Source organism: Natrinema sp. 1APR25-10V2 (assembly GCF_031626495.1).
Lineage (GTDB): Archaea > Halobacteriota > Halobacteria > Halobacteriales > Natrialbaceae > Natrinema.
In genome coordinates this window covers 43431-59946 of the sequence record NZ_JAMQOJ010000009.1, presented here as the reverse complement: position 1 = coordinate 59946, position 16516 = coordinate 43431, and the positions used below count along the sequence as shown (strand labels likewise).

At 56.3% G+C, this 16516-nt stretch carries 22 protein-coding genes and 1 pseudogene; 13 read left to right on the top strand and 10 right to left on the bottom strand.

Features of this window, described 5'->3' with window-relative positions; all coding sequences use genetic code 11:
- Positions 1-20 precede the first annotated feature (20 nt).
- From NDO75_RS24525 to NDO75_RS24510, 4 genes are all read right to left on the bottom strand, one after another.
- The gene (locus tag NDO75_RS24525; protein WP_310909259.1) at positions 21-1022 is read right to left on the bottom strand and encodes a potassium channel family protein; all 1002 of its coding nucleotides are present in this window, start codon (positions 1020-1022) and stop codon (positions 21-23) included.
- A 176-nt stretch (positions 1023-1198) separates the two neighbouring features.
- Entirely contained in the window at positions 1199-1507 is a 309-nt protein-coding gene (locus NDO75_RS24520; RefSeq protein ID WP_310909258.1) for a hypothetical protein, read from the bottom strand.
- A gap of 63 nt (positions 1508-1570) precedes the next feature.
- On the bottom strand, positions 1571-1996 hold the full coding sequence (locus NDO75_RS24515) for a hypothetical protein (protein WP_310909257.1): 426 nt from the start codon (positions 1994-1996) through the stop codon (positions 1571-1573).
- Between the two features lie 442 nt (positions 1997-2438).
- Positions 2439-3419, bottom strand: coding sequence for an ATPase domain-containing protein (locus NDO75_RS24510; RefSeq protein ID WP_310909256.1), 981 nt, complete (start codon positions 3417-3419; stop codon positions 2439-2441).
- A 289-nt stretch (positions 3420-3708) separates the two neighbouring features.
- Here NDO75_RS24510 and NDO75_RS24505 point away from each other — a divergent pair, with 289 nt between their 5' ends.
- The 3 genes from NDO75_RS24505 to NDO75_RS24495 are packed head-to-tail and all read left to right on the top strand — an operon-like array spanning position 3709 to position 5632.
- Positions 3709-4296 (top strand): isoprenylcysteine carboxylmethyltransferase family protein, encoded by a 588-nt coding sequence (locus NDO75_RS24505; RefSeq protein WP_310909255.1) that lies wholly within the window; start codon positions 3709-3711, stop codon positions 4294-4296.
- On the top strand, positions 4293-5435 hold the full coding sequence (locus NDO75_RS24500) for a succinylglutamate desuccinylase/aspartoacylase family protein (protein WP_310909254.1): 1143 nt from the start codon (positions 4293-4295) through the stop codon (positions 5433-5435). Before NDO75_RS24505 ends, NDO75_RS24500 begins: the two co-directional genes overlap by 4 nt.
- Positions 5432-5632, top strand: coding sequence for a hypothetical protein (locus tag NDO75_RS24495; RefSeq protein ID WP_310909253.1), 201 nt, complete (start codon positions 5432-5434; stop codon positions 5630-5632). The genes NDO75_RS24500 and NDO75_RS24495 overlap by 4 nt, the downstream gene beginning before the upstream one ends.
- Positions 5633-5826: 194 nt before the next feature.
- Here NDO75_RS24495 and NDO75_RS24490 read toward each other — a convergent pair whose 3' ends face one another.
- The gene (locus NDO75_RS24490) at positions 5827-6102 is read right to left on the bottom strand and encodes a hypothetical protein (RefSeq protein ID WP_211087819.1); all 276 of its coding nucleotides are present in this window, start codon (positions 6100-6102) and stop codon (positions 5827-5829) included.
- 3 nt (positions 6103-6105) lie between these two features.
- The gene (locus tag NDO75_RS24485) at positions 6106-6456 is read right to left on the bottom strand and encodes a winged helix-turn-helix domain-containing protein (RefSeq protein ID WP_310909252.1); all 351 of its coding nucleotides are present in this window, start codon (positions 6454-6456) and stop codon (positions 6106-6108) included.
- Between the two features lie 111 nt (positions 6457-6567).
- Between NDO75_RS24485 and NDO75_RS24480 the strand changes: the two genes are divergently transcribed.
- From NDO75_RS24480 to NDO75_RS24470, 3 genes are all read left to right on the top strand, one after another.
- Entirely contained in the window at positions 6568-7134 is a 567-nt protein-coding gene (locus NDO75_RS24480; protein ID WP_310909251.1) for a DoxX family protein, read from the top strand.
- Between the two features lie 30 nt (positions 7135-7164).
- Entirely contained in the window at positions 7165-7554 is a 390-nt protein-coding gene (locus tag NDO75_RS24475) for an SHOCT domain-containing protein (protein WP_310909250.1), read from the top strand.
- A gap of 214 nt (positions 7555-7768) precedes the next feature.
- The gene (locus NDO75_RS24470; protein WP_310909249.1) at positions 7769-8743 is read left to right on the top strand and encodes a sulfite exporter TauE/SafE family protein; all 975 of its coding nucleotides are present in this window, start codon (positions 7769-7771) and stop codon (positions 8741-8743) included.
- 70 nt (positions 8744-8813) lie between these two features.
- On the opposite strand, the gene NDO75_RS24465 is transcribed toward NDO75_RS24470, so the two are convergent.
- Positions 8814-10229, bottom strand: coding sequence for an AarF/ABC1/UbiB kinase family protein (locus tag NDO75_RS24465; RefSeq protein ID WP_310909248.1), 1416 nt, complete (start codon positions 10227-10229; stop codon positions 8814-8816).
- 256 nt (positions 10230-10485) lie between these two features.
- Between NDO75_RS24465 and NDO75_RS24460 the strand changes: the two genes are divergently transcribed.
- The 3 genes and pseudogenes from NDO75_RS24460 to NDO75_RS24455 all read left to right on the top strand — a co-directional run bounded on the left by NDO75_RS24460 (position 10486) and on the right by NDO75_RS24455 (position 11056).
- Entirely contained in the window at positions 10486-10629 is a 144-nt protein-coding gene (locus NDO75_RS24460; protein ID WP_310909247.1) for a YHS domain-containing protein, read from the top strand.
- 40 nt (positions 10630-10669) lie between these two features.
- Positions 10670-10818, top strand: a pseudogene (locus NDO75_RS27830) (site-specific integrase); the annotation flags it as partial.
- A 19-nt stretch (positions 10819-10837) separates the two neighbouring features.
- Positions 10838-11056, top strand: coding sequence for a KTSC domain-containing protein (locus NDO75_RS24455; protein WP_345784924.1), 219 nt, complete (start codon positions 10838-10840; stop codon positions 11054-11056).
- Between the two features lie 183 nt (positions 11057-11239).
- On the opposite strand, the gene NDO75_RS24450 is transcribed toward NDO75_RS24455, so the two are convergent.
- Complete coding sequence (locus NDO75_RS24450; RefSeq protein WP_310909245.1) at positions 11240-12127, bottom strand: hypothetical protein; 888 nt, start codon at positions 12125-12127, stop codon at positions 11240-11242.
- 68 nt (positions 12128-12195) lie between these two features.
- Positions 12196-12492, bottom strand: a complete 297-nt coding sequence (locus NDO75_RS24445; RefSeq protein WP_310909244.1) for a helix-turn-helix transcriptional regulator — start codon at positions 12490-12492, stop codon at positions 12196-12198.
- A 136-nt stretch (positions 12493-12628) separates the two neighbouring features.
- On the opposite strand from NDO75_RS24445, the gene NDO75_RS24440 reads away from it, so the two are divergent.
- Positions 12629-12796 (top strand): DNA-binding protein, encoded by a 168-nt coding sequence (locus NDO75_RS24440; RefSeq protein WP_004048632.1) that lies wholly within the window; start codon positions 12629-12631, stop codon positions 12794-12796.
- Between the two features lie 208 nt (positions 12797-13004).
- Here NDO75_RS24440 and NDO75_RS24435 read toward each other — a convergent pair whose 3' ends face one another.
- The gene (locus NDO75_RS24435; protein ID WP_229126501.1) at positions 13005-13271 is read right to left on the bottom strand and encodes a hypothetical protein; all 267 of its coding nucleotides are present in this window, start codon (positions 13269-13271) and stop codon (positions 13005-13007) included.
- Between the two features lie 221 nt (positions 13272-13492).
- On the opposite strand from NDO75_RS24435, the gene NDO75_RS24430 reads away from it, so the two are divergent.
- The 3 genes from NDO75_RS24430 (at position 13493) to NDO75_RS24420 (ending at position 16515) form a co-directional block, all read left to right on the top strand.
- A complete protein-coding gene (locus tag NDO75_RS24430; protein ID WP_310909243.1) occupies positions 13493-13912 on the top strand; it encodes a hypothetical protein in 420 nt (139 codons plus the stop codon).
- 72 nt (positions 13913-13984) lie between these two features.
- On the top strand, positions 13985-15679 hold the full coding sequence (locus NDO75_RS24425; protein ID WP_345784923.1) for a hypothetical protein: 1695 nt from the start codon (positions 13985-13987) through the stop codon (positions 15677-15679).
- Entirely contained in the window at positions 15676-16515 is an 840-nt protein-coding gene (locus tag NDO75_RS24420; protein WP_310909242.1) for a hypothetical protein, read from the top strand. The genes NDO75_RS24425 and NDO75_RS24420 overlap by 4 nt, the downstream gene beginning before the upstream one ends.
- Position 16516: the final 1 nt, after the last annotated feature.

The following is a 16516-nucleotide window of genomic DNA, read 5'->3' as shown; positions in this document are numbered from 1 at the left end:
GATGGATGTGTGGGTACTTTTTATTGATCGTCGGTGTTAGGCCAGCGTCGTGCGTCTGATTCGACCAGACCTAAGAGATGTCGACGCCGGTCATCTATTTCCTCAAGCGAGGTGGTAAAGTCATCGTCTGAGACCAGGGGAATCCCGTCGTCGCGTAAGCGTTCGAGACTTGGGGCAGACGGGGGTTGCGACGCCGGATCGACGAACGCACTTCCGATCGTATCTAGGTAGTTCTGGACGCTCGACCGGGCCTGACGAATGGAGGGCTCACTCGGACGGTGCTGTGTATTGACACCGAACTTGAGGATTGTGAGCGCCTCGTCGAAAACAGCGATATTCGTCGTTGGTGCCTGTGACGTCTGGGGAGAGAAGAAGTAGTGGAGGATCGGGTACGCTTTGTGATTCGACGTGAGCGTATTGAGTTGATTTGCTATCGTGTTTAGCGGCAGTTCCAGTCCTTGGAATGCATCACCATCCCAGCTTGTTTCGAGGATCTCGGTACTCTGTGCCCCGAGTCCGTTGATACTGCTCGCGAGCGAGCGCTTTTGGGTGACAGCACTGAGGACGTTGAGGATATAGGTAACGCTGAGCGTGACGAAGAGCATACCACTGGCCGTCATGAGAGCAGTCGCGATCTGCCATATCCCGTCGTTCGGCGTGAAATCACCGTTCCCTAGTGTGAATACGGTGTATCCAACGAAGTACAACCGCTCGGTCCAAGAGATTGGACCAGTATCTCTGGTATCAATTAAACTCCCCTCACCGCCTGCGAACAGAAACGTCCATCCGGCCCAGAGGAGTGCGATCCACATAGTAAGTCCAAGCACGAGGATCAGTGGGCCGGACAAAGAGAGTACGCGGGGACGCTTTCCAGACACTGTCTTGAGCGTCTTCCAAGTGCTGGACATCAATCTGGAGGTAAGTGGACCGGCCCCACCCTCGACCCACAGCGTCGTCCAGAGGATGTCAATGACAGCCAACAGGAGGAAGAACGAGCCGAGAGCAAGATAGATCGGATTCATACTACCGGTCTGTAGGTGCTACAGCTAGTGTGGTGGTCGATACTTTCTCCAGCAGTACTACAGGGGAGACTGTGTAGGCCGGGTGCGCGAGGAACCTTACTACTCACGCCTTCACATTAGTGTCCGAGACGGAAAATCCTCTTTGGTCAGTCCCTTGATTGACCTCTTTAGGCTTCTCACTCACAGGGAAGTGATTCTGAGAGTGAGACATCACCGACGAGGATGACGCCACACATCTCTTCCCCCTGAAGTCCGCAGTAGTACTCGTAAATTCCGTCGGAATCGAACGAATAGACGGCACTATCGCCCGAGCGAAGTGTTTGCGTACGGAATTGCCATTTGTCGGCAGTATTATGGAACTGTACGCTGTCTACAACATGGGAAGCATCACCAACGGTTTCCCAGACAACAGTAGTGCCCGATGGAACTGATTTCCGAACGGGAACAAAGGATTCGTCCTCTATCTCGACGGTTGTACGTCCCATATCAGATTTACGTTTCCTAGGTTTATGTCGATATGGTCGTTTCGAGAACTCATAATAATCCCCTCAAAGGTTCCTATCAGATGTTGAGGTACTCTCTGAATCGTTATGGCGCCTCCTGAATCTTTTCGAAGCTAAAATGGCGTAAATTGCGCCGATAGCTCGAACCTCCGCAGTAAAGGACTGATTCCATTCAACCGCATCCGGTTTCTCATAGAGGAACGCAGTAGCAAATTTACGATACAGATTGGGGAACAAGAATACGACTGTGCCGAACGCTCCGGTGAGGTTCATCAGCCACGCATACAGCTGTCCTCCGAAGAGAGAGATCGCGGCTATCAGAATTCCCTCTGCCCGTACTGCCGGCTGTATCCACGCTCTCACGGGTTCTTTGCCGGGGTTCGCAATTGCGAGTTTTTCGAAGATCACAATGACCCTTTCCGGAGCCAGTGCTGTAACGGCGCCGATGACACCTGTAAGTACCCGAATCATGTGCTCACGTACGACTCGTATGGAGTTAACGGTCGTTGCAAACTGCCACAGTCGAGATGGTGAGCAATAACAGCGCTTTGAATTTGGGCTGAGCAAAGTTTACGGAATTCGCTGCTCCTTGACAGCATTGTATTTCTCATGTGGACGGGGTCACGCCAGAGGAGTCTCAGTGGTCGACGATGACGGTACACTCGTGGGTATTCTCGCGTTGGACGACGTGGTAGTCCACTTGGCCGGCAAGAGTACTCACGTTTCAGCACAACTCAACAACTTCGCCAGTATCATCTACTCCGAGTCCTCAAGCAGTAAGTGAGAGCCGCAGTTTCCGAGATGTCCCATCTCGGGGTTAGCTGTCACAAGTGTAAATATTAGGTCTCGCAGGCAGGAACGGAAAAGACGCTACTGACGCCGTGGAGCAGGACCCTGGTACTTGAGGGGATAGCTATGGTGCGTTCTGGGTCATAGGATCGAGAACTATCATCCCGTGCTCCGACTCGTATTCGAACTGGATCCACTGGGGATGCGTCGTAACGCCCTGAACCTGTGGGACGCGGACGTGTTTCTGAAAGCCTGGAAGTGAGCCGTTCTGCCATAGGGTGAGTTCGACAAGCCCATCAACGAGGTACGTCATATTGTGGGGAAACTGGGACTCGTCGACAGTCGTAGATGCTCCGCCGAATACAGGGACGAATCGTCCCTTTGAGAGATCGGCGCGGACGTCTTTGACGAACTTGTGCGCGTGAACGGGTTGAGTGAGCGTTCCGAGCTCGTATAGCGAATCGATCAGAATGACCCCTTTGCCTCTCATCCCGAGGCGTTCTGCGACGTTATCAATTTGAGAGTGGACCCCCTCCATGGTGTCGAGATCTGACAGTCGAGTCGTTGCGCCATCTGTCACGTCGTACAGATAGGTGTTCCAGTCGGTAAACCGGCTGACTACGCGATCGTAGGAAGAGACCCGATACGTGAAGCAATCGATGATGTGTATCTGATCGTCTTCGAGATAAGGAATGACATTCCACTCAAACGTCAGTAACTGCTGGACGATTGATACCGGCGACTCCTGAAACGTGACTATGATTACGGGCTCGTTCCGGCCGAGCGTTCGCCAGACGAGTTCCGCGGAGAGTGCCTCCCACCGAGCTCCCGGCGAATTTGTGACCAGAACGAACGCGTTTCGAGGGAGTCCCTCTGGAAGCTGGGCATCAAGTCCAGAAACCCCCGTCTGTACGCGATCAAGACCGTGGTAGACAGGCGACTCTGGATGATGATCAAGGTACGCGTCACGGCACATCCTCGAGCAGAAGACTCGTTTGGTGTCGTCTACCGTCTCGGTGACTGGTGGCTTCGGAAACGGAAGGCCACAGTGTTCACAGCGTGAATCGGGCGGACTCGGTCTAGATACTGGCTGTGTCGCTCGCATAATTGGATATACGGCTCCTCACCTGATGTCACTTCCCGGTGTGAGAAGCTGTCCAGTAGAACCTTCCGAGGTAGATAGGAGCTCCCAATTGTGGAATCGTGGTATCGTCCGGCACCCGCGCGAAGTAACTAAACGGACACGGCGTCACTGTAACAGTATGGTCAGACTGACCGAGAAGAGTTACATCGACCACGAGCCGCCGTTCCGGCAGTGTGTTCTGGTCGTAACAGAACGGGTGTGACCGACCATGGCCGCAACGACTTCGGGAGTGACAGCGCTTCTCTTCGGCGTGGGACTACTTGCCGGTGTGACCCTCGTCGTGGCGCTCTTCGTCAGCATTCGCAGTCCGACGCGACGTTTCTGGGCGCATGGCGAGCGTGACTGGACGTTCTGGGTCAGTTGGACGGCCTGGTTGGTCTACTTCGGGAGTCTCCTCGGCGTATCCTATCTGGACTGGTGGAGCTGGTACCTGCCATCGACCCTCATCCAGGGGATCAGTCTCATGCTAGTGCTCGCTGGAGCCGTGTTCGCCACCTGGGCCGTGTGGCGGCTCGGGTTTTGGGAAAGTAGCGGTCTCGAGGGGCACCTGAACACTGAGGGGCCGTACCGGTATTCACGCAACCCACAATACGTCGGATACGTCGCCATGCTCGGAGGGGGCGCTGCTCTCGCCGGATCGTTGATGACATCTGTCCTCGCTCTCGTCGGCATCGTTTGGTTTCTGCTCGCCCCACTCGCCGAAGAACCGTGGCTCCGCGAACAGTACGGCGACGCCTACGAGGAGTATCGCAAATTGGTGCCGCGGTTCCTCGGCCGAACGCACCGCGAATCGTCGCGGCAGGGAAAGACCGACCGATCGAAGGGAGAGGACTCATGACCAGTGATTCACCACGACCAATCGAAGTAGGTGGGAGGACCGTTCGACCCGGTGAGAAGTCTCAGTTCCGGTACGCCGTCGCGACTTCGTTTCACGACGACGCGATCGAACTGCCAGTCACCGTCGTCAACGGTGAGGGGGCGGGGCCGGCAGTCTTCTTGACTGCAGCGGTTCACGGCGACGAACTCAACGGGGTCAAGATCGTCCAGGAGGTCGCAGCCGAGTACGAACCGAGCGATCTCCACGGAACACTCATCTGTCTCCATGTACTGAACGTCCCAGGGTTTCTAGCCCAGCAACGGTATATCCCAATCTACGACGAAGACGTCAATCGGTCGTTCCCTGGTAACCCCCGAACCACGATGGCCAAGCGGCTCGCGAATACGATTTACGAGGAGTTCCTCTCGAAGTGCGATCTCGGGCTTGACTTCCACACGTCGACGCGCAACCGCACGACTATGTACCACGTCCGCGCAGATATGCGCGACCCAGCTGTGGAACGACTCGCCCGCGCGTTCGGCACGAGCGTCATCCTCGACGGCGAGGGTTCAGGAGGGACACTCCGCCGCGTGGCCTGTCAGGACGGTATCCCCACGGTCACGGTCGAGATGGGGCGCGCCCATCGATTCCAGACCGCGCACCTCGACCGAGCGCTCCACTGCGTCGCGAGCGTCCTCGCCGAACACGAGGTGCTTCCCAATCAACCGGTTTCCTGGCCCGGCTGGACACGCGTCATCGCCCGTGATGGTGAGAAGACGTGGCTCCGCGCCGACACTGGTGGGCTCGTCGAGATGAAGTGGGGCCCGCATCCCCTCGTCAAGGATGGCGAACCGCTGTTCACGATTTCTGATCACTTCAAAGACGAAGTCGAAGTCGTTCGTGCGCCGTCGACTGGCCTCGTCGTGGGGGTCCTTGAAAATGCAGTCGCATATCCGGGCCACCCGCTGTGTCACTTCGTGAGTGTCGACGAGACGACCGCTGACATCATACGAGACGACATCGAGCGGGGCGTTTTCGATGTCTACCGTGAAGGCGGTTTCCAGTGGCCCGAGTCGCAGTGGTACGCAACACATGGACATGGCACTAAGTCAAAACATGCAAGAAATATCTCAGAAACTGAACGGGAGGAAAACAGATGACTGAACCATCTCATCCGATATTCGCAAGACTGTACGATCCGGTGATGAAGCCGGCGGAGCTATCGGTACTTGCCGACCATCGACGCTACCTCGTGGACGAGCTCGCCGGAAGGGTCCTGGACCTCGGTACGGGGACGGGCGCGATGTTTCCGTACTTCGCAGAAGCCGCTACTGATGGTGACGATCTCACGCGCTGACGTTGCGGACTTTCTCCTTGAGGTCGTTCAGACGGATGCCTATCTCCGTGACGTGCCAATCGTAACGACGAACCAGAGCGTTGACGCCGAATTCCTCTGGGAGCAGGTCACGGCCGTCGCGCAACGTCTACGAGGATAAGTGAACGACCGTATCACTAATCCACGATTCCAAGATACTTTGCTGAATCGGGAGTTCAGGGGTTCGGCGCATAGAGCGCGTACAGGATAGAAAGCATTCCCGCTGCCGCGACCAGTGCAGCCACGAGACCTGCCTGGAAGATTGATACCTGGAGCAGTTCGAATAGAACTCCTTCGAGGAGTCCACCGAGGCCAATTAGTGCGAACCCAAGGGCGACGTAGAGCATCAGCTGTGTTCCGTGGCGTTGGTAGCCGCGATAGGCTTGGTACGCGATAACCAGAGCCAACGCGGTCATGAACAACTTGGCGATGACGAATAATGTGTGTTCCATAGATCACTCTCCTCGCATGTTTTCGAAGATGGATGTAATCCGGTCAGCGGGATCCGGCCGGACATCGATCTGGATGTCAAACCCCTCGTCTTGGAGGAGGACTTCGATACGTTCGAGACGTGCCTCATACTCCCGATAGTGCCGACCGGCGGGATCGACGTGCGTGTACTCTTCGAGAAGTCCTTGCTCGACGAGTGTGTTGACGCGACGAGAGACGGTTGGGCGTGACATATCGCATTCCTCGCTGAGTTCTTTTGCAGAGAGACGGTCCGTCTTCGTCGCCACGAGAATATCGCGAGCGTACTCGTCGTCGAGTGTGGCAAAGACGGCTGGTGGGCTCAACTCCTCAGTCACACTCGCATACTCGTCGTAGTGGGGTAAAATAGCCGCCCGGTTTTCTGACTCAGAACACTGGCTCACCGGTATATCGTCACTCCCTGCGTACACTCACTCGGTGAAGTAACAATGTCTACGATTCCCTCTGGCGTCAACCAACTCGAGAGCAAGGTCGGCGGACTGACCGTCGGTGGACGTGTCCACAGCCTGAGCGCGTGGTTCGTGCTCGCGCTGCGTCTCATGATGGGCTACGCGTTCGCGTACTCGGGGTTCACGAAGATCGTGGCCGCCGAGCCGTTCTCGGCGGGTGGCTATCTGGCGAACGTTGCGGCGACCAACGGCAACCCCCTCGCAGGACTGTTCGCGTGGATGGGTTCGACCCCGTGGTTCGTCGAGTTCGCGAACGTAGCTGTCCCGTGGGGCGAGCTGTTCATCGGTCTCGGACTGCTCGTCGGTGCTGTCGTCCGCCTCGCGGCGTTCTTCGGCGCGCTCATGATGGTCATGTTCTACTTCGGGAACTGGGACATCGCCCACGGCGTCATCAACGGCGACTTCGCGTACATGCTCGTGTTCCTCGCGGTTGCGGCGTTCGGTGCGGGCCGCATCCTCGGGCTCGACCAGTACATCGAACAGTACGAGGTCGGCGGCGAGGCGCTCGTCGAGCGCTACCCCGTCCTCGAGTACATCCTCGGCTAACCACGCCGAACCATTTCAGGAGAAATGTACATGACAAAATCAATTCAATCACGCGGTACTCGGTCCCTCGGACTGATCGTCGTCGGTGCGCTGACGGTCGCGGTTATCGGGGGTATGGCCCTGACGCACGCAACCGTCCCGGACGCGGTGATGTGGGACTGGCACTACGGAATGTGGGACGACGGTCACATGACCAGCTGGGGACTATGGGGATGGGGAATGATGCTGTTCGGCCTCCTCTGGATGGCCCTCATCATCGGTCTGCCCATCTACCTCGTCTATTGGCTGGCAACCCGATCTCAGACTGACGGACCCGCCGAGGATAGAGCCCTCATGGCTCTCCGTGAGCAGTACGCCCGCGGTGAGATCGACGACGAAGAATTCGAACGCCGCCGTGGCCACCTCATGAAAAACCACTGACGTATGTCGCGTCGGACCTTCCAGCGAGCGTCCGAAAGTGTAGAGAGCGTCCACCGCCGAAGAATTGGGCACACCGCAGCCTTTTGCACACACATACTGTACTCAAAGCAACGATGGTGGACTTCTCTCTGTTGCGCTGTCGTAGCCTTCTGCATACGTGCGGAATCCCGGTCACGAACTCCCCCTCAAATCAGATGGAGGCTGGTTAAAAGCGATGTCACCCGTAGAAACAGAGGCACTGTTCTTCGTGGGATTCGGGTTCCTAGTGGGGATTCTCTTCGGCTTCTTTGGACTGGGTGGGAGCTTCTTTGTCACCCCGGCGCTCCTCGTGCTCGGCCATCCCGCCGAAGCCGCTGTGGGCTCCGGTCTTGTGTTCGTCTTTGGGACGTCACTCGCTGCAGCCGTCACCCACCGGTCTGCTGGACACATCGATTACAAGCTCGGTGGCCTCCTTGTCCTCGGGATGGCAGTTGGCATCGAGGCCGGCAGGCGGATACTCTTCTGGCTCGTCGGGAGAGGACTTGCAGATACCGTCATCAGCATCGCCTACGTCGTATTGCTGGCAGTGGTCGGTGTGATCATTCTCCGTCGAGTTCGCAATGAACGACTCGTCGACTCCATCGAACAACGTGCTCCCCCGGTGTTCGAGCAATATGCTTTCAGCCGATTTCCACCGCTAGTCGAGCTCCGGTCTACCGTGCAGGTCTCCGTGTGGCTCGTCCTCGTCGTCGCCATCGCTATCGGAACGCTCTCCGGCTTTCTCGGGGTCGGCGGTGGATTTCTCATGGTTCCGAGCCTCGTCTACGGTATGGGTATCTCGAAATCGATAGCGGTTGGTACGGATATCTTTCAAATCGCGGGATCGAGCGCGTTCGGGTCTGTTCGCTACCTCCAGCAAGGAGCTGTCCATTTCTCAGTCGTGCTTCCACTGCTCGGAGGGAGTGTCTTCGGGTCCTATGTCGGATCCCGACTGACAGATGTCGTCGACGAGAGCGCACTGATGAGCTACTTTGCGGTGATGCTACTCCTCGATAGCGTCGCAGTAGCGAGCAAGACTATTAGTCACACGTACGATATTCGAATCCTCCACGACCTCAGTCTCACGCTCCTCTTTGGAACCGCCCTCGGCGTTGCTACGCTCATCGTCTACCGAGGTGGACGAACTGCCTACCGCGACTCGGTCGGATGATTGTGGGTTCGAACGCCCTCGTATAAGTATAGAATCGTCTGGGTCTACAGGCGTGAGGATAGCCGACTAATCATCGTCTGCCATCGTCTGGTGATCGGACGAACAAAAAGAGAAAGACGAGTACCACGATCATTCCCAGTAGCGAGTACGTTATGTCCACTGGGACAAGCAGGGCACTACCGATGAGCGACGCCGCTGCTAGAATCGCATACCCGAGTGAACGTGATCCCTGTTGCTGAGTCCTGGCAACAGCTTGCATTCGCTCTTCTTGACGGGCGTCAAGCTCTTGCTCGAATTTCGCTGGGAGTCGGAGGAGTGCCCAGAGTGAGGTTTCCAGTTCGCCTCGCATCTCCGCGAGTTTCATCCGAGCTGCCCGTTCCATGAACCCGTGCTCGCGGAGGAACGCCTGTGCGGCAGCGAGGAAGTCGAACTCCGGATCGAGCTGTCTGAGAACCCCCTCGCTGATCGAGCCCACCCGGAGGACGAGCATGATGTCAGGCGGGATGCGAAACGGGAACTCGTGGAGCATTCCGGTCACTTCGCTGATGATCTGCTGCCAGTTCACGGTCTCGCTCCCCTCCAGGTCGTCGATGACTAACTCGAGGACGTGCCCGACGGCGGCTCGATCAGCATCGGGGTCGAGGGCTCCAAGAGCGATGAGTTCGTCGATGATTCCATCCACGTTCCGATTGACAGCAGCGAGATAGAGATTCACGACGCTGTTCTGCATCGCCGGCGTGAATCGGTCACTCATCCCGAAATCGTAGAAGACGATACGTCCGTCGTCATCGACGGCGAGGTTGCCGGGATGGGGATCCCCGTGATACACCCCGTGTTCGAGCCCCATCGTGAAGTACGCGTTCGCGACATTCCTCGCAACCCGTTCCGGGTCGTGGCCCTTCGACTCGAGTTCGTCAACGTTGGTGACCTTCGTCCCCTCAACGTAGGCCATGGTGAGGACACGCTCCGAGGACACGTCGGGATAGACGCGAGGGATAACGACCGACTCGTTCTCGTCGCCTTCGAAGTTCGAGCGAATCTCCGCCATCATTCGGGCTTCCCGCTCGAAGTCGAGTTCCTCCAGAATGATGCGCTCGAAGTCGTCAGCCATGTTTCGGAGCGAAAACTGGAGGCGCTCCGGGGCAAGCAACATGACGAGCGGGATGAGTCGGCGGATGATGCGAAGGTCGGTCTCGATGAGGTCTTTTATACCAGGTCGTCGAACCTTCACGACGACGTGATCGCCCTGATACGTCGCTCGATAGACCTGCGCCAGTGACCCACCCGCAATCGGTTCCGGTTCGAAGTCGTTGTAGGAGTGATAGCCAACATCATCTGCAAGCGCGGGGATCATCTCGCGATACGGCCCCGTCGGAACCGCGTCCTGCAGCGTGACGAACTCCTCGGCGTACACTGGTGGAACGACGTCGGGGCGAGTCGAGAGGACCTGCCCGATCTTCACGAACGTCGGCCCGAGATCGAGCATTACGTCGCGAAGGCGGCGGGCACGCTGTGCGTGCGTCTCGCGAGAGATCGAACGGGAACGTCCAAAGAGCAAAAACCGACGCCGGTCGCGAAGAAAGAGTATCACAAACGGGACGAGTTTGCCCAGAATCCGGAGGAGTCGGAGAGAAAATCGAATCATTAGAGTTACCGTCGAATTCGCCCGTCGTTCCCTAATAGATACGTGTTGGAGGCGTTCCGAAATCACCATTCGGGTGGGCGCCGAAGCGTTCTGATGAATGCCTACCGATCCGGTCTGTGGGATGCAACTCTCCTCTGGCGACGCCGCCGCAACGGTTCAGTACGGCGGGAAGACGTACTATTTCTGTAGCGACGAATGTCGACAGCAATTCCAGGTCCAGCCGGCGGTATATACCGAGTAATCTTGGGGCTACCCACACTTGTGGTCGGGCAGAGTACACTCTCGTACAGGCGTTCGGGGAGCCCGTTGCAGCCCGCTATCTCGACAACTCTGAGGAGATGGTCCATGAACGGTATTCACATATCAGGACTGGGGGTTTAGAGACGTTGCTACAGAAGCTCTCGAAGAGGTCGACTCGTCCGACCGCTAACGATACTAATCACGTTTCGATGAGGTGTCTAAACGCAGAGAGTGTATTTTCCCCTTCCTCAGTAAGATCCACGTCCGTCCGTCGCCCAATCTTCTTTGTCGAATTCCACGGTGGTCGAGTCTATCAATACTACAACGTCCCGAAGAGGATCTATCAAGGACTGATGGCGGCGTCCTCTCACGGGAAGTACCACCATCGCCGAATCAAAGACAGCTATCGATATTCTCGGATTCGGTAGATGTGAGATTGATCACAACCAGCCTGTGCTGAAGCGTTCAGCACTAGGTTTATACCGCTTGCCCGGCTTTCTTCCAATATGAGCCTCGAAGAGACGGTTGACTACCTCGCCGAGGAACTTGACCTCGAGCGAAGTGAACACGTCCGTGAGGTCGGTCAGTCGGTCGCCGAGCTTCGCGACTGATCAGAACATATCTCTGAAGTCCCGTTCGATGAGTCCGTCCTCCAGATACGTGATGAACTCTTGTTTCGTTGGTCCTTGACAGTCGAGCAGATCGTCCCGCTCTGCACGTTTGAGGACTGCCTCCGCGAAGTCCGTACAGTGGGATTCATGCTGCTCAGCGTACTTCGACAGGGCTTCTCGCCAGTGCATATCCAACTCGAACTCGGCTAATCGGATTTGGATCCCGTCTTTCCGTTCGACGAGGTCGACGTCTAACTCTTCGAGTTGCTTGAAACGGAGGTTGTTCCGGCGGACCGTGATGAGCCGCTTGGAATCAATGATGTAGGGATCGACCCACTCTCGCCAGGTGTCGTCGTCGACGTGCGTTCGTGGCATCTCAAAATTCGGGTCCACACTCTCAATACAGAACTGAAGCATCGCGATACCAGTTCGATGATTCGCATTCGGGAGGGAATGTCGGAGAATCAAATTCGACATCACTTCTCCAGCGACGTTCGGAAGTGGAGCTCCCCAGGATACGTGATCGAGTGCCTGCTGGATCTTTTGTGGTTCGAACTCCTTGTAGAGCCGAAACTCATCCTCATCTCGAACATCGACAGCAGCTTCGAGCAATTCCACTAACCGGAAGGCGATAACCTGCCCAGGACGGGGGAGGTCACGAATACGGTCGCTCAGCCATTCTTGATCGAAGTCAATATCTTGAGCTGATTCGATCTCTGAATCGCCTTCATAGAGCACATAGACCGGAGCTTCGAAGGGGTACCCGATGAGCTTTGTCGACTCGTCGGATTGCTCTCGCTGAGACCGGATCTCTGCTACCGATGCCGAGCTATATTTGAGTGAGAAATTCTCGGCCTGTGGGTGATGATAGAAGACGAGCCGAGCCATCTCAATGCGTATTCGTGGGAAGTGGGTAAAGCAGTCCCGCTTTTATATTGAGTTCTACTCGCCTGGTTCTACAACGTAGTGGGTGCGTTCATGTCCTCTAAATACTGGCTTTCCCACTCACGTCGCGCCTCGATCTCCCGCACTCCGCGTTGTGTGACCGTGTACACGTTCGTCCGTTTGTCGAGTTCACCTTTCTCCAGGAGGCCTTTGCCGACGAGGTCGTCGAGGTTTGGATAAAGCCGCCCATGATTGATCTCTTGTTCGTAGTAGTCGTCGAGTGCGGCCTTTACTGCGAGCCCGTGTGGTTCCTCGTGCCCGGCGATCACGTACAAGATATCTCGCTGGAACCCAGTTAGATCGTGCATCCGTCTGTTCCCTATTTTTGAGAGGTGGCATATGTTCTCTCTGGTGCTCAAAGGCGAATATCCGATACGACAGGGTGGAAATCCCACCTATGAACTTCGAACATTTATATAGCGGACAAGAGAAGTCCGCGATGGAATGTCTGACCTAATCGTCAAAGCAGCCGTGAAGGACGCACTCTCGGACCACAACGTCTCGGCAGATTTCTACGACGCCCTCAACGAAGAGGTCGCCGAACTGCTCGACGACGCCGCAGAGCGTGCCGAAGCGAATGACCGGAAGACGGTCCAGCCCCGCGATCTGTAGCACCGAATTTCGCGAGTCCACTCGTTACTCGAACGTAGCTTTTTGAGGCACCTATTCAGAATTTCTCAGATCTGAAGGACGGCACTAGACAGTTTAACCAACAAAATCCGTGGTACAACTCTGTTGTTGGTTAAACGTCTATGGGCGAGAACCTTCTACAGTCTCAACTACGATCAGAAATCACGCCAATCTACCCGTTAGGAACGACTCAGCCCTCAGTTTCGTTGAGCTCTTCGTACTCTGCTTCACCGTTGAGGATCTGCTCGCCGAACTCAGTGAGGCGGTATGCGGGCTCCTCTTCATGACGCTCGGCAAGTTCATGATCAACAAATACTGGACAGCGCTGAGAGATCCATTGGCGACTGAAGTCCGTATTGATCTCGAGATTCTTTGCCGTGTGCCAGCCATCGTACTCGCCTAGTTCTTCGAGAATGTATGGGTCGGCAGGTACTGCCCAATTAACTTCCCGATACATGTGGATACCTGCACTGTCGTCCGAAAAGATGTATATATCCCCCGATGCGTTTCTTACCTATCCTATCAGATGCTAGAAGATACATAGCGTTTCTTAAGAATACGTTCGGATGTTCAGATTCATATACCCGGTCTGTTTGTGATAGAACTGAACGCTGATTCCACGCATCCGCTACGAGGTCGTGATCTATCGGACGATGGAACAGCTAACCATAGACACGCATGCAAGGATCAGATACCGATTCCCCACAAGAAAAGCCGAAAACCACTGCACGGAGTACTGTTGGACTGAAGCTCCCCCTCACCATCGCAGCCCTCTCCCTCATCGCAGTTGAACCAGCACTTGCTCAACAAACGTCACAGAGCGCGGTATGCAGTGCTGACAATCTCCCCGGAATGATTGAGGGCTTCTTTCAGCTAACCACTGGGCTGGGCATTGTCGGTCTCGCTGTCGTCTGGCAAGCTGACTCCCTCATCGAGATGTTCACGCTCAACCCAGACCAGAAGAAGGGACTCAAGCGCCACAAGCGCTCGGCAATGAAGTCCGCTGTGGTTCTCGTTATCCTCGGCCCGCTGTACACCGTCGCCGGATCGATGATGGGCCTCCCACTGGCGCAGTGTGTTGATCTCGTCCCCTGGTAAGCCATTCACTCCCCTCTCATCGTGAGACCCCTACAACAACGCGAACTAACCGTACTCATCGCAGCCCTCTGCGTGACTAGCCTAGTCACGGGTATCGTCTCGGCGAATCCGCCGCGACCGGGTACGGAAGATAACGGACTCACTGAGAACGAGTCAGCGACACTCTGGTCTCGCGATGCGGACAATTACATCAGTCAGGAGGAGTACCGCCAGCGCTACGGTGACGAGCGGACGTCGATCCACCAGCTTGCGAACGGGACGGATATCACGTTCAAACGCCCGCCCGAGACGGCCGCGACGTGGACTCGAAACGATTTCACAGACCTCGAAGCCGGTGGGTCGGATACGTCCGTCCATCCACCCCACGCGTCCCTTGAGGACGGTGTATTCATCGAGGACGCTCACGCAACAGTGTTCGCGGTTCAGCCGTCGACTCGGGGCCATCTCGAATCCGGTGAAACACCACTGTACATCGCCCCGAATGGCACGATGCGTGGGTTCATCGATTACCGCGTTCGTATCCCAAACGGGAGCTCTTCGGGTAACAGCACCATCCAGTGGTCGCTTACGGATCACGAGATCGAGGAAGTTCGGCTGCAAAAGGACGGGGAGACCATCGCGAAGAGTGATGGATCACACACGCCGGCTATCGACTACCAGATCGACGACGACTGGAGCGCAACCCTCACCCTCGAAGCAGAGATCCACGTCCGACTGAAGAAGACGACCCGGACCGACGTTGTCAATGGAACCAACGTTGATGTCGTCTACCGTGAGGAGACGCGAAACGTCTCGGACTCAATCGACGTTGAGATCTACGACCTCTCCGCGTACCCCTATTACGCCGAATATCCGAACGGAGATTCCGGCGTTGCCATCTTCCAGTCCCGTCCCTGGCAGGGTTACACGCTTACTGAGGACGGTGACACGAGAGTTCGTGGTGTCTGGCGATTCTACACTGCCCGAGACACCAGCTGGGATGCACTCGTGCGGTCCAACCGTACCGCTAGTACCGAAGTAGAGTCCGATGCGATCCCTGTGTTCGTCCACGCGTATCCCTCCCGGATTGGACCGCGTGCAGAGCCTGTTCGGGACGGCCCGGAGATTGTCGACACGTGGGGGACTGACCGGCCCTCTCCGGCGGGAACCATCGGTGAGAACGTCAACATCGAGGTCGTAAATCAGTCCTACACGACGACGTACGGTGTCGCCGTTCGAGCCGAGGCTATCGATCGGGACGCCCTCCACGTTGCAGGTATCGTTCGAGGAGTCAACGCGTCCATCGTCGAGCCTGGCGCGGGCTCTGAACGACAACTACGTCGTAGTAACCTTACAGCGGAGGTTCTGCAACAGAACCAGTCACAGGCCACGGTCCGAATTGAACTCCGTGACAACGAAACTGGCGCACCGATCATCCTCGACGACAGCAGTCGCTGGTATCCGATTGGGGGAACCACCCGTAACGGATACATCACCATCGCCGGACAGCAGGTCGAGACCAATGCGTCCGGGGTAGCCATTGTAACCGTCGACGATCCAGGGATCTACACAGCTCGATATCACCCAGGCTCGTGGCTTGGGCATAATCCAGCCTACGTGAGTGATACGGCGACTGCCCGTTGGCATCCACTCGGAACCATCGACGGCTGGTTCGCGTTCCTATTCGAGATCTTCTGGCAGTTCATTCCGTTCTTCGTAATGTTCTACGCTGGACATCGTCTCCTCCAAATGCTCGGTCCAGAAGACCTCTTCCAACGAGATCCATGATACGAAACAACCCAACCATCAGCAGACGAAACGTCCTCCGAACGGCCGCAGGTGCCGCACTTGTAAGCGTTGCAGGCTGCCTGAACACCAATGGAGACTCTGGTACGCCCGGTGACGGAACTGGTTCTCCAAACGGTCAAGGCCCGCTGCAACGAGTCGCTGTCGAAGGGACCACGCTCGTTGTCGAACTTTCGCCTGACGCTGATGTCGATCAGGTCAACCTCATTCAGCCGAACGGAGAGCTCTTCGGAACCCGTGACGTGGCCGCAGGGGTCCAACAGGTCACGTTCGAGATTGGAACCGCATATGAGCCTGGTGAGTATCGCGTAGTCGTACTGAAAGGCGAGGAGACGGTCACAGAGAGTACGACGGATATCGTACCGGAGATTCAGATTCAGGACGTTGGACTCTACCGGAATAATCCTGACAAGCCGTGGGACGAGGTCTACGGTGAGAGCCCAACTGATTCGAAAAAGAACGGAGAGGCCTTTGTTACTGTTCAGAACTCCGGAAGCGGACCGGATACGGTCGTCGAGATGCGATTTACTGGAGACGTCCCTAACCCGATCGAAGATCCCCGTGGAAGTGGAATCTATGAGAAAGAGAGCGTCGTAGTTTCGGCAGGTGAAACAGTCGACCTCTTCAGCGATTCGTTCCCGTTTGGTTCAGAAATCGGGGACGAGGGAATGGGCTGTTCGACTGACGGGAATAGCGGACAGTTCACTATCATACTGGAGACCCGAGTTGCAGATCAGCAAGTCACGAAGACGTACAACGTAGAATACACCGGCGCTGACCAGATGCAAAACTGCGAAATCACGATCAGTGAGGCTTGAC